General features: G+C 54.3%; 10 protein-coding genes. 2 read left to right on the top strand and 8 right to left on the bottom strand.

Annotation, left to right across the window (positions count from 1 at the left end):
• Window positions 1-17: 17 nt before the first annotated feature.
• From E1H13_RS15850 to uvrB, 8 genes are all read right to left on the bottom strand, one after another.
• Entirely contained in the window at window positions 18-1,577 is a 1,560-nt protein-coding gene (locus E1H13_RS15850) for a pyruvate kinase (RefSeq protein ID WP_169614416.1), read from the bottom strand.
• Window positions 1,578-1,612: 35 nt separating this feature from the next.
• Window positions 1,613-2,605: a CHAD domain-containing protein gene (locus E1H13_RS15845; protein ID WP_169614414.1), complete on the bottom strand. Its 993-nt coding sequence runs from the start codon at window positions 2,603-2,605 to the stop codon at window positions 1,613-1,615.
• Window positions 2,606-2,811: 206 nt separating this feature from the next.
• Window positions 2,812-3,501 carry a metallophosphoesterase gene (locus E1H13_RS15840; protein WP_169614412.1) on the bottom strand — a complete coding sequence of 230 codons (690 nt, stop codon included), beginning with the start codon at window positions 3,499-3,501 and terminating at the stop codon, window positions 2,812-2,814.
• Window positions 3,502-3,943: 442 nt separating this feature from the next.
• Window positions 3,944-6,046, bottom strand: coding sequence for a PhoX family phosphatase (locus E1H13_RS15835; RefSeq protein WP_169614411.1), 2,103 nt, complete (start codon window positions 6,044-6,046; stop codon window positions 3,944-3,946).
• A gap of 246 nt (window positions 6,047-6,292) precedes the next feature.
• Window positions 6,293-9,367, bottom strand: a complete 3,075-nt coding sequence (gene leuS / locus E1H13_RS15825) for a leucine--tRNA ligase (protein WP_347404171.1) — start codon at window positions 9,365-9,367, stop codon at window positions 6,293-6,295.
• A gap of 132 nt (window positions 9,368-9,499) precedes the next feature.
• Window positions 9,500-10,090 (bottom strand): chromophore lyase CpcT/CpeT, encoded by a 591-nt coding sequence (locus E1H13_RS15820; RefSeq protein WP_169614409.1) that lies wholly within the window; start codon window positions 10,088-10,090, stop codon window positions 9,500-9,502.
• A gap of 52 nt (window positions 10,091-10,142) precedes the next feature.
• Window positions 10,143-10,379: a hypothetical protein gene (locus E1H13_RS15815; protein ID WP_169614407.1), complete on the bottom strand. Its 237-nt coding sequence runs from the start codon at window positions 10,377-10,379 to the stop codon at window positions 10,143-10,145.
• A 150-nt stretch (window positions 10,380-10,529) separates the two neighbouring features.
• Window positions 10,530-12,536, bottom strand: coding sequence for an excinuclease ABC subunit UvrB (gene uvrB / locus E1H13_RS15810; protein ID WP_169614405.1), 2,007 nt, complete (start codon window positions 12,534-12,536; stop codon window positions 10,530-10,532).
• 120 nt (window positions 12,537-12,656) lie between these two features.
• Between uvrB and E1H13_RS15805 the strand changes: the two genes are divergently transcribed.
• Together E1H13_RS15805 and E1H13_RS15800 are read left to right on the top strand one after the other, a co-directional pair.
• Window positions 12,657-12,878, top strand: a complete 222-nt coding sequence (locus E1H13_RS15805) for a hypothetical protein (protein WP_169614469.1) — start codon at window positions 12,657-12,659, stop codon at window positions 12,876-12,878.
• A complete protein-coding gene (locus tag E1H13_RS15800; RefSeq protein ID WP_169614403.1) occupies window positions 12,875-13,135 on the top strand; it encodes a type II toxin-antitoxin system RelE/ParE family toxin in 261 nt (86 codons plus the stop codon). Before E1H13_RS15805 ends, E1H13_RS15800 begins: the two co-directional genes overlap by 4 nt.
• Window positions 13,136-13,192: the final 57 nt, after the last annotated feature.

Raw genomic sequence — 13,192 nt, 5'->3', positions numbered from 1 at the left:
ATCTCAGTGTGGCCCATTCATTCTGCCCAAGCGCTCAGGGCGCGGAGTTGGGATGTTTTTTTCAGTTGGTGGGCTTCCATACGGGTAAGCACATCATCCAGAATGGTAATCGCTTCCACAATAAACGGGCCTTTATTGAGCATGACACATTCTGCCCGCTCAGCCATCGCAGCGTCGGTCATCTCCCCCCGGGAAGGGGCACCTTCTTTCACCAGGCTTTCCAGGACTTGGGTCGCCCAAATCACCGGCACATGGGCCGATTCACAGAGCCACAGTATTTCTTCCTGGATTTCAGCTAGCCGCTGGTAACCAATTTCTACCGCTAAATCGCCTCGGGCAATCATCACCCCAAAGGGCTGCTTGCCAGCCGCATGGATAATTAACTCTGGCAGGTTAGTGACAGCCACGGCAGTTTCTATTTTGGCGACAATGGCAGGGGGCTTAGGGCCATTACCCAAGCGTTGAGCAATAGCCTGCTGCAATAACTCAATATCCGCAGGGAGCTGCACAAACGAGTAGCCGATGATATCGGCCTGTGTGACGACGAAGTCTAAGTCTTGCAGGTCTTTATTCGTGAGTGGGGCTAGGGGCAAAACCGTATGCGGAAAATTTAGACCTTTTTCGGGCCGCAGCTTTACCCCTTTGGGCCGAGCATGGGTGACTTGAAGCAGCAGTCCTGGACGTCCCTGGACATCTGGGTAATGAGTATCAATAACGGTGGTGCGCAGCTTGCCATCGTCAATATAGATAGGGGCACCTACCTCTAGCAGGTCTAAAACCTCAGGTACGCTACAGCAGGTTTGCAGTGGATGGGAAGAGGCTGGTAGGGTTTCTGGCTGGGACATAGCTTCTGGGGTGCAACGAGACAGCACAAAAGTGTCTCCGCGAAACAGACGCTTTTTGTCCGAGGGAGTTCGCACAGGCCCAGTACGAATTTTTGGTCCCCCTAGATCCATCATGATGGTGCAGCGGTTGCCAGTTTCTGCCTCTGCCTGATGAACGTGGGCAATCATTTGCCCCCATGCTGTCAAGCTGTCATGGGCACAGTTAATCCGAGCACAGTTGGCCCCCCGCTGCACCATGGCTTTGACCAGTTGATAGTTACTGGCGGCTTCGGGCGGCAAGGTAACCATGATTTTGACCCGGCGATGGGGTTGGGTTTGGCCAAACAATTCTTCCGTATGTTGCAGCAGCAGGTGTTGTCCCTCGAAAAAGGCCCCTAAGGGAGGGTGCTGAAGTTTAAGGTTATAGTGACCACATAGCTGGCTCAGAGTGGCAATGACGGCGTCCAGGTTGGGCATAACTCGGGCTTCAATCCGCCCTAGGGAGGAAAGCCCCCAGGGCATTAGCGCGGTCTGCAAGGAACGCAGGTCGTGTCTTCGCAGAACCAGGTAATGGGCCAAGTTCAAAGCACTGGGTAAAAACTCGCGACGGTGGATGTGCGATCGCCACTGGTTGAACATATCCAGCCCATCTTGATTAACGGTTTCTCGCAAGGACCGGAGGGTATCTAGCAGGTCACTGGGGCTGGATAGAGTATGGGGTTCAGCATTGGAGTTTAGATTTGAATTGACCATATCAGACCTCCTACTACCGATTCTGGGAAATCTAGCTATGGGCTAGGACAATTGGCGTCTTCTAGAGGAGTGCTCAGCAGCGATCGCCATTCCTGGCGAAAGTGAGCCGAGAGGTACTGCCTTTGAAAGGGTTGCCAGGTCTGCCAAAAGTCAGTCTGCTCCTGTTGGAGATAGCTGGCAACTGACGGCAACGCTACAGAAAGAGGCGAGGTGAGTGCAGTGTCAAAAAACGCATGCATCACCACGTTATCTTGCAGGCTGCCCAAAACATCCTGCATGGTTTTGAGTTCTTCGGTTCTTTGATGAAATATGTCTGGGTAAAAACCTGAGAAGAACTCGGCCTGGTAGCGGACGGCTTTGATTTGCTTACGCAAGTCGTGGAGAATTTCCCCTAAGTCCTGAAGTTGCCGGGTGAGTTCTGTCTGATTATCTAAGGAAATGGGGATTGCTACGTTTGCTTGAATGGTGGTCCCAACCAGCCAGCCAGGATGCAGAAACAGTTGGCTAACCAAGGGTAGTAGTAAATCGGGCACCATCGGCAGCGTGGGCAGATGTCCCATCAAGGTATATGTCGGTTGCTCTAGCCAGCTCTGGCAAGCTCGCTTAAAGTTTGGGTAGCGATCGCCCTGGAGGGTTTTTTCTAGGCGATGAAAACTGCGATCGCGTTGATCATGTAAGTGTTTCAACACAGCTTTGAACGTGGCCCGTTCTGGTTTCTGAAGCAAGGGTTTATAGCGTTTTACCAGTGCTTCTTCCAAGACATCGAGGTCTCGTGTCTCCCCCAGGGTTTTAGCCACTTTACCAATAGATTGACGGGTCATTCCTTTAGAGGGCACAATTGCGGTTTCAAAGATAGTCAAGGCCGTCCTCAGCCGTCGCATCCCAACCCGCATTTGATGCAGGGGCTCAGGATCTTGATCCATCAAAACGGCTTGTTCTTGACCGACAATTTTCTGGAAGTTTTGATTGATAATCTGGCGAGCAAACTCTCCCAGAGCAATCGAAGGATCTACTGACTCAATCTTCATGATGTTTTGTCTTCATAACATTTCACTAAGATTAGACATAACGTAGCAAATTGATAAGCGTCAAGGCTAAAGTTAGGGCTCTCGTCGGTTGTAGTGAAATGCCGGATAAATCAAAAAGGGTAAGCGTACTAGACTTTGCTATCGTGCCATCTGACCTACAAATTTAGGACTGGCCTACCACCAGTTCTGAGCCGATCTTCTACTTGTTAACATCGTTTTAGGTGGTCCTGTATCCAAGATGTTCGTACCTCTCGCTGCTGGTTAGCTTGCCAAACCCGACCGCTGAACACATCTAGGCAGGTAAGCCACTGTCCTGCGCAAGCTGCTGTATCTAAGCAGATGGCATGGCCTAAATTCAGAGGATTCCCATCTCTTTGGGGCGTATGACCACAAATGAAGGTCTTACCCGACATATGCGGCAAGGGGTGGTTAAATTTATCAAAAAACAAAGCCCTCTCTGTTTGCTCGATCAAAGGCTTATCAGCCACAAGAGTGGCATGGACGAAAATGTGTCCTGCTGTTTCTACCCAGTTTAGACAGTGGTGCGTTACAAACCGCCAGTGGGATTCAGGAATGTCTGCAAGACACCCGGCCTGCCCCGGCCTGCCATAGGAGGCCAGGGTGTGACAATCTACTAAGGTTTCTGCGCTGGTTTGGGTTTGGCCCTTTTCTCTGGCTGCCACTAACTTCAGCTCGTGATTGCCCCTTAGAGGAAGTAAAATCCCCTGATCAAAGAGTTGAATTAAGTGATCTAAAACAAGGTTACTTTCAGGCCCCTTATTGATGTAGTCACCAAGACTAATAACCTTGTCACCTGCTTTCAAATCGACAACCTTCAGTAGAACCTCAAGGGCGGTAGCACAGCCATGAATATCACCAATGACCAAAAGACGCATAGGGGTTAACCTCAAAACTCCTATTCCTTCATAGGATTGGTGGCTCAGGCGACTTCTGGAGAATATGCTCCCAGTGATAGATGGCATTCACCCTGTGGGCCAAAAACTACCAACTTTTAATTTGGTTTAGATACTCTCTTCTCCATTAGGACGCTTTTTTTGCAAAGACGCGAGCATCTGTTGCTTGACTTCTGTCGCCCACTCTTCAAAATTTAATACTGTAGTCCCTATCTTTCTGGGGAAATGCATAGCCTCTTGTTTTCTACTATTAGACATAAATGCCTACCTCTAACAAGCTTTATCTTTATTATCCTATGTAGCCATATAGTTGGAGTTTAAGGTTTGCTCAAGCTTAGGTTAATGAAATCACCCTAAAAAAGCCTTTGCCGAGATTACCTCGGCAAAGGCTTTAGACGTCAAAAGCAAGATGATTCAGCAACGCCTAGCTACCGATGACACCACCGTCGTTTTTGGTGATTACCACCGTCGCCGAGCGGGGATAGATGCTTGGGTTGTTGTCAGGCCAGCGAGAGTTAATTTGACCAGCGGCAAATTCATCGGCACTCACCGTAGCGCCAGGGTGTTGCACATTGATGAACATGGTGCGTTGATCGGGGGTGGTGACCACCCCAGTAATCTCCTGGCCAATAGGGCCGGTCAAAAAGCGGCGGATTTCCCCGGTTTCTGGGTTGGCCCCCAGCATTTGGTTGTTACCAAACTGGGCAAAATCGCCGGTGTTCATCACGCTTTCGCTGATGTCGGTCTGAATCCACAGACGACGGCTAGCGTCAAACCACAGACCATCGGGGGCGGCAAAGATGCTGTTATCGTTCAGGGATTCCCCAGACAGCTTCTCACTGTCATTTTCAGGACCCGCCAGCACAAACAGATCCCATTGGAAACTGGTGGCTGTAGGGTTGTTGCCCGCTTCGCTCCAGCGGACGATTTGACCCCAGCGGTTGTCAGGGCGAGGGTTCACGGCATCCACCTGCTCAGCGGTGCGGCGGGTATTGTTGGTCAGGGTAAAGTACACCTGGCCGTTGCCCGGATCCACAGCCCCCCACTCAGGTCGATCCATCTTGGTGGCCCCGACAAAATCGGCGGCGGCCCGGGTGTTGACCAGCACCTCAGCCTGGTTGGCAAAGCCATTGGCGGCGGTCAGGCCATTTTGCCCGTAGTTCAGGGCGATCCATTCACCGCTGCCATCGTCATTAAATTTGGCCACATACAGGGTGCCATCATCCAGCAGGGACCCGTTGGCGGTGGCCCGGCGGTAGGGTTGGTTCGACACATACTTATAGATGTATTCAAACCGGGCATCATCACCGGAGTAGCAGACGATGGGCTGCCCTTCCACCGGGGTTTGGAACACGACACCTTCGTGGGCAAAGCGGCCCAGGGCGGTGCGCTTAACCGGGGTGCTGTTGGGGCGGAACGGGTCAATTTCGACCACCCAGCCAAAAGTGTTGGGTTCGTTGCGGTAATCGCCGGTGGGACTGCTGGCCTTAGTCGAGGCGTCAAAGCGCACATACTCGTCAGCGCCGTTGTCGGCCAGCTCCCAGCCATAGCGACCGACATCGGTGGCTACCCCATAGCGCTTGTGTTCCCTGGGCTGATTTGAGGTTGGATCTCCCTGGTTGCTGTCAGGCATCTGATCCGTATTGACGAAGTAGCGGGCCCAGTTTTCTTCGCAGGTGAGGTAGGTGTTCCAGGGGGTAACGCCGTGGGCACAGTTATTCAGGGTGCCTCGGGTGCTGGTGCCGTTGGGGCTGTATTTGGTTTTCACCAGGTCGCTGCCCCGCACCGGACCGCTGATCTCCATGGGGGTAAGGCCGGTGATGCGGCGGTTGCGGCCATCCCGCTGTACTTCCCAGGTGCCGTCGTTTTGCTGGCGAATGCGCACCACAGAGACGCCGTGGGCATTCAGTTCCTTCAGCACCTGATCACTGACACGGCTGCCGTCCGCCTGCATCGGCACATTGCCGGCATCCAGGGCCTGACCGATGGCCACCCGGTGCATGTAGCGAGGTTCAATGTACTCGTGGTTCATCACTAGCAGGCCATCACGGGAGCTGCCTTCGTAGGGATCCCGGCCTTCGATCGGGTAGAAGTGCATGCCATCGTGGTGCATACCCACCTGCACCCCTTGATCAGCGCCGCTGTTATCTAGGCTGTAGGCGGGCATACGACCGCTAATGGGTTCGCCCCAGGGGGTGAGGGTACGGGCGGTGTAACCCGCAGGCACCTCAATGGTGTCGGCCTCGCTGACGGGGATGGGAGTGAACCCCAGCATGGGGGTGGCCGCTGCCGCCGATTGGGTACGCAGGGCGTTGATGGCGGGGCCAGTGAACATGGAGGTCACAGCCAGGGCCAGGCTGCCTTTGAGCACCTGACGCCGCTGCAACCGGCGGTTAACGATGGATTCAAAGGTGGGGTTGGTCGAGCGGTTACACTGGGGCTCATCCCCGTGCTCTAGTTGGTCAGCTGGTAAGGCCCCCTGTAAAATGCGGACATACTTTGATCGGCGATCGCGCTGATTGGTCATAGTTTAGTCTCCTCTCTGGGTACCCAGGGCTGGAAAAAGGGCCACGCCAAGGAATGGCCCGGCTTTGCCCTGGGCAGATGAAATCCGCTCCCATGCTAGGGGGAGCAGATTATGGAAGCAGGAAGGTTAGGTTATCAAGCTGGGAAGGTTGAGTTATGCCTGGGCTAAGAGATGCTTAAGTCCAAAAAAATGGGGCACCCTAGTGGGTACCCCGAGGGGAAAGCTGGCCATGGCTAGAAGTGAGGGTTACTTGGCAAGCACAAAATTCACCAGCTTGCCCGGCACCACAATCACCTTTTTAATCACTTTGCCGTCAATGTACTTTTTGGCAATGTCCGATTCCCGGGCATATTGTTCCAGGGCGGCTTTGTCCGAGTCGGCGGGCACTTCCAGGGTGCCCCGGGTTTTGCCCATGATTTGAATCACCAGAGTGATTTCATCGGCCACCAGGGCACTGGGGTCAAACACCGGCCAGGGGGCCCGGTGTACCGAGTCTGAATGGCCGAGTTGGTGCCAGAGTTCATCGGCGATATGAGGGGCAAAGGGAGCCAGCAGCATCACCAGGGTGCGAATGCCTTCGCTGTAGACTGGGGAGTTCTGGCAGTCGGCGTCATTCAGGGCGTTACTCAGCTTCATCAGTTCCGATACGGCGGTATTGAACTGGTAGTCGCCATCGATGTCTTCGGTGATAGCCTGGATGGCGGTGTGGATGGCCCGGCGCAGGGTTTTTTCTGTCTTCGTTTCTCCAGAGGCCATTTGTTGCGGCCCCATACCGAAAATAGAGCACAGAGTGTCTAAAACATCCATACCAGCTTGGAACTGAACTTCATCATCGACTCGTTTACGCTGAGGTTCACAGTCTTGAAGCTTACTTAATAGACCTTCGGGTTGGAGATCATCAGAGAAGAGAATATGCTGCTTATCCACAGTATCTCCCCACGCTGCTTCACCTTCTTCACGGAAGATATAAGGCAAAGCCAACAAATTCCTACAAGTAACTCCCTTTTGAATATCATCATCAGAATGAGACTCTAGTAGCTCGTCAGAGAAGCTTTGGGTTCTACGAAGCATTATGCCGATCTTTTCAGCATTTAACTCTTCACACGTCTGAAAGACTTGCCTAATGCATAGCAAATCCAGATCTAGAACTGGAATCAAAAGGCACAATAGGTCATTGGGGTCTTCCAGCGTAGGGGCTAGAATCTCTTTCTTCAACCCATACTTACGATTATCAAGGCTCAAGGCTTGACGTAGAGGAAACTCAACTAATCGACGCTCAACAAAGTCCGTCACCAATCGCCAAACTCGATTCAAAAAGCGAAACTGCCCTTCCACATCGGCATCATCCCACTCCAGATCCTTTTCCGGGGGGGCCTTAAACAGAATGAACATGCGGGCGGTGTCGGCACCGTACTTGGCCAACACCGCTTTGGGGTCCACGCCGTTGTACTTGGACTTGGACATTTTTTCGTAGAACACCTGGAGGGCATCGCCGGTCTCGGGGTCTACGGGGTTTTGGGGATCGGCGATCGCGTCTATCACCACATACTTGCCGGTCTTGGGGTTTTTGTAGGTGACATTTTGCACCATGCCCTGGGTCAGCAGCCGCTGGAAGGGTTCATCACAGGTCAGCAGGCCGCGATCGCGCAGCACCTTGGTAATAAACCGGGAATACAGCAGGTGCAGAATCGCGTGCTCAATCCCCCCCACATACTGATCCACCGGCATCCAGTCATTGGCCTTAGCCGGGTCAAAGACCTGGTCTGGGTTTTGGGCATCGGCGTAGCGCAGAAAGTACCAGGAGGAATCAATAAACGTGTCCATGGTGTCGGTTTCCCGCCGGGCCGGGCGACCACAGGTGGGGCAGGGCACATTCACCCAATGCTCTAGCTGGGCCAGGGGGGACGCCCCCCGCCCCGAAAATTCCACATCTTCCGGCAGGGTGACCGGCAGCTGGTCATCGGGCACCGGCACAATGCCGCACTCGTCGCAGTGCACCACCGGAATCGGTACCCCCCAATAGCGCTGACGGGAAATTAGCCAGTCCCGCAGACGGTAGTTGGCTTCCCCGTGGCCCTTGCCATTGGCTTCCAGCCACTGAATGGCCGCCGCCACGCTCTGCCCGTCCCCTTTGCCAGCGGGAACCCCATCCAGGGGACCTGAATTAACCATCACCCCCTCACCGGGCCAGGCCGCTGTCAGGGTATCGCCCGCCAGGGTTTCTCCCTCTGGCTGCACCACCACCGTCACCGGTAGGTCAAACTTGCGGGCAAATTCAAAGTCCCGCTGGTCATGGGCGGGCACTGCCATAATTGCCCCGGTGCCGTAGCCCATCAGCACATAGTCGGCAATCCAGATGGGAATTTTGGCCCCATTCACCGGGTTCACAGCATAGCTTCCGGTCCATACCCCGGTTTTCTCTCGATCCTCAGCGGTGCGGTCGATGTCGCTTTTAGCGGCGGCTTCCTTGCGGTAGTCGTCGACGGTGGCCACGCGATCGGGGGAGGTAAGTTTTTCCACCAGGGGATGCTCTGGGGATAGCACCATGAAGGTAGCCCCCCAGAGGGTATCGGGGCGGGTGGTAAACACCGGCAGGTCATCCCCCGCTTCGGTGGTAAACACCACCTGAGCACCAGTGGACTTACCAATCCAGTTGGCCTGCATGGTTCGCACCCGCTCGGGCCAGCCCGGCAGTTTATCCAGATCCTGCAGCAGTTCTTCGGCGTAGTCTGTAATTTTTAAAAACCACTGGCGCAGCAGTTTTTTCTCCACCAGGGCTCCCGATCGCCAGGAACGTCCCTCACTATCCACCTGTTCGTTGGCCAGTACGGTTTGGTCGATGGGGTCCCAGTTGACGGCGGCTTCTTTTTGGTAAGCCAGCCCCATCTCCAGCATTTGGATAAAGATCCACTGGGTCCAGCGGTAATAGTCGGGGGCACAGGTGGCCACCTCTCGGTCCCAATCGTAGGACAGACCGAGCTCTTGTAGCTGCGATCGCATTTGGTCAATGTTTTCGTAGGTCCACTTCGCAGGGTGAATCCCCCGATCAATGGCGGCGTTCTCCGCCGGTAAGCCAAAGGCATCCCAGCCCATGGGGTGCAACACCCGGTAGCCCTGCATTCGCCGCACCCGGGCAATCACGTCGGTAATGGTGTAGTTACGCACATGGCCCATGTGCAGGTTCCCGGAGGGGTAGGGGAACATCGACAGGGCATAAAACTTCGGCTGGTCTGCATTTTCCACGGCCTGGTCTAGCCCTTGTTCAGCCCAAACCTGTTGCCATTTTTTCTCGATGTCTGCGGGGCTATAGTTAGACGCCACGTACCCTAACTCCTACTGCTGCACTGGTGTGGACTGTACACCATGATAGCGATGAGTGGGCGTGCAGTTGCAAGGATTTGGGGAGGGGCAGACACTCCGGTCTGGGCAGACACTTAGGTCTGCCCCTACGGTTTACCCTGCGACCTCGTCGGCGAAGCTGGCCTTGCGCGTAAACTCAAACGGCCCCGCTAACGACCCCCAAAGGTGCTCGTGGGTGTCTGGATCGCGGCCTCGGTCCCAGCTCATAAATCGGTCACCGTCGATCTCAAATTCGCTATCGAGGTAGGTGAGCTTGCCCTTGCGGGTGACCATGCAGGCGTTACCCGGCTCCACGGCTCCTTTAAAGCTATGGCCGGTCCAATGGACAATCAGGTTGCAGCCGGGGGTTTTGTCGAAGTGGTCTGGGGTGAACTTGCCCAGCTGATCCAAATCGCGGGAGGCACCGTAGAAGCTTTCCCCCTCCTTAATCATGTAATTCTCAATCAAGATGTGATCCCCCTGGGCACTGAGCTTCATGCCACGGGCGCGATAGGGCTGCTGGAGCTGAAAGTCGTAGGCTTGCTCGATGTAGAAACCGGTACCACCGAGAATGTCAGGGGGCAGGGGGCGCATGCATACCCGAATGTGGGCAAACAGGGGTGGGTTATCGAAGGCCTGCTGCTGGTTGCTGAAGTCTGCCGCCATCCAGCGGGCCAGGGTATGAACGTCGGTGGCGTGGGTCATGGATGGAGTGGAATGATACAAAACTAACCCTAGTCTACCGGGTGACGGCAGCTTAGCCGCTAAAAATGAATTCTCCATCATCTAAAGTGTAGATCTCTGGCTCTTCTTGCCAAAATGAGAAACTGCCCCCTTGCTCAGCAAGATGCATCATTTCGCTGGTGGAGGGGTAAGGAATTTCACCTAGTAGCTTATCCAGGAGCAGCGCTTGCTCGGTGCTTGAAAGAGACAAAATCACCTGAATCAGGGAGTCAACGAGTTGGGTATTAGTGGTGGCTGCGGTTGATTCCATGAACTAATCTCCTAGCTAATGACCCGATACAGTAGTGTTTTGACATATCTAAACCAGATCCAATTCAGACCTGGAGTTCTGCCTGTAGGAAAATTCCAGATCTCGAGCTGGACTTGGTATAGAACCCATGCTAGCTGAACCTCATATCAATTAAGCTGTGCGTTTGCCAAGGAGCTGATCCCGTAGATTTTTGATCCGATCGCGGCATTTAGCGGCTTCTTCAAACTCCAGGTTCTTGGCGGCTTCTTTCATTTGTTTTTCAATTTGGCTAATCAGTTCAGGAATATCCTCCAGGGGCAGTTCTTCCTTGTGTTCATAGGCCTCTTCTAGCTCGTGGGCACTGAGCCGTCGCGAGACCTCCAGGAACGAAAGAATAGAGTTGCTGTTGCGGCGAATGATTGAGGTGGGAGTAATCCCATGTTCTTCGTTGTAGGCGAGCTGGATGGCCCGGCGGCGCTCGGTTTCGTCGATGGCCTTAGCCATGCTATCGGTCAGGTTGTCGGCATAGAGAATCGCTTGCCCCCGCACATGGCGAGCGGCCCGGCCAATGGTCTGAATCAGCGATCGCTCGGCCCGCAGAAACCCCTCTTTATCGGCGTCCAGAATGGCCACCAGGGACACCTCGGGCAGGTCGAGTCCTTCCCGCAGCAGGTTGACCCCCACCAGCACGTCGTAGTGGCCCTCCCGCAGGTCTTGGATAATTTCAATCCGCTCGATGGAGTGGATTTCCGAGTGTAAGTAGCGCACCCGGACGCCGTGCTCATCCAGGTATTCCGTCAGGTCCTCGGCCATGCGTTTGGTCAGGGTGGTAATCAGCACCCGCTCCTGCTTGGTGGCCCGCTCTTTCACCTCCCCTAGCAGGTCGTCAATTTGCCCCTCGGTGGGACGCACAAAAATCTCGGGGTCGAGCACCCCCGTGGGCCGAATAATCTGTTCGACCACCTTGCCTTCAGAGATCTCAAACTCCCAGTTGCCAGGGGTGGCGGACACAAACACACACTGGTTCACCTTGTCCCAGAACTCTTCGGCCTTTAGGGGACGGTTATCGGCGGCGCTGGGTAAGCGAAAGCCATGGTCAATCAGCACCATCTTGCGACTGCGATCGCCGTTGTACATGCCATGGATTTGGGGAATGGTGACGTGGGATTCGTCGATCACCAGCAGCCAGTCTTTAGGGAAATAGTCCAGCAAACATTCCGGCGGCGACCCGGCTTTACGACCGGCCAGGTGGCGAGCGTAGTTTTCCACCCCATTGCAGTAGCCCACCTCGCGGATCATCTCCAGGTCATAGCGGGTGCGCTGTTCCAGGCGCTGGGCCTCCAGTAATTTACCTGCTTTTTCCAGATCCTCCAGCCGCTCCTTCAGCTCGTCTTGGATCGCCTGGCAGGCTTCTTCCACCCGGTCTTCGGGGGTGACAAAGTGCTTGGCGGGGTAAATGCTCAGCCCCTCCAGACTTTGTAGGGTGGCTCCGGTGATCGGGTCCACATAGCGCACGGCGTCAATTTCGTCCCCAAAGAACTCCACCCGAATCACCCGGTCTTCGTAGGCGGGGCCAATCTCCAGCACATCCCCCTTCACCCGAAACCGCCCCCGGCCCAAATCCAGGTCGTTGCGCTCGTACTGGATCGAGGCCAAGTCTCGCAGCACCTGGCGCTGGTTGACCTCCATGCCCACCTTCAGGGGAATCGAAGCCTTCAGGTACTCCGAGGGAATCCCCAGGCCATAGATGCAGCTGATGGAGGCCACCACGATCACATCCCGCCGCTCGAACAGGGAGCGGGTAGCGGAGTGGCGCAGCATGTCAATTTCGTCGTTGATCGAGGCGGTTTTGGCGATGTAGGTATCGGTGGTGGGAATATAGGCCTCGGGCTGGTAGTAGTCGTAATAGCTAATGAAATACTCGACGGCGTTGTCGGGGAAAAACTCCCGTAGCTCGTTGCAGAGCTGGGCCGCTAGGGTTTTGTTGTGGGCCAGCACCAGGGTAGGTCTGCCGACGTTGTTGATCACCCGAGCGATGGTGTGGGTTTTGCCGGTGCCCGTTGCCCCCAGCAGGGTCTGGTACTTGGTCTGGTCGTTGAGGAACTGGGTTAACCCCGCGATCGCCTTGGGTTGGTCACCCGTGGGTTCAAAGGGAGCCTGAATGTTAAAGTCGCCCATCGGTGATTCCCCCGGATCGGTACAAAGACACCATTACGTTTCTTCATGATGCCTGTTTTTTCCGCCGAGCGGCAGCTAAATCTGGCTAAGATGTGCTCGAAGCCCTCACCACCTTCATTTATGCAAGTCAAAGATCTCACCATCGACCAATTCAAAGCCCTGATCCAAGAAGTTGTGGAAGACACCCTGCAAGATCTCCTGCTTGATCCAGATATTGGTAAAACGCTTAGACCAAATGTCTGCGATCGACTTACCCAAATTCGCCAGCAGCGTACCACGGGCCAACTCGTGGTCCATAGCCTTGCAGAAGTCGAAGCCCGTCTAGATTTGCATGAGCAATGAGTTACCAGGTTCAGTACACGACCCAAGCTGTGGAAGACCTAGAAAAACTAGCAATGGATATTCGTCAGCGCATCATCAAAAAGATTAGCTGGTTAGGCCAGAACTTTGAAAATATTCAACCTATTCCCCTTGCTGCCAACTGGGCAGGATTTTACAAGCTTCGCGTAGGTGACTATCGAGTTATTTATGAGATTGATAACGATATCCGAGTCATCACTATTGATCAAGTTGGTCACCGTCGAGACATTTATAATTAGCGCTGATTATGTTTTGCCTGGTAAGCAGCAAGCAGAGCTGTAGGGTTGGTTGACCAA

It is taken from the genome of Nodosilinea sp. P-1105, assembly GCF_012911975.1.
In the GTDB taxonomy this organism is placed as follows: domain Bacteria; phylum Cyanobacteriota; class Cyanobacteriia; order Phormidesmidales; family Phormidesmidaceae; genus Nodosilinea.
Note: the sequence above shows the minus strand (reverse complement) of the source record. Positions and strands in the feature narration are given on the sequence as shown.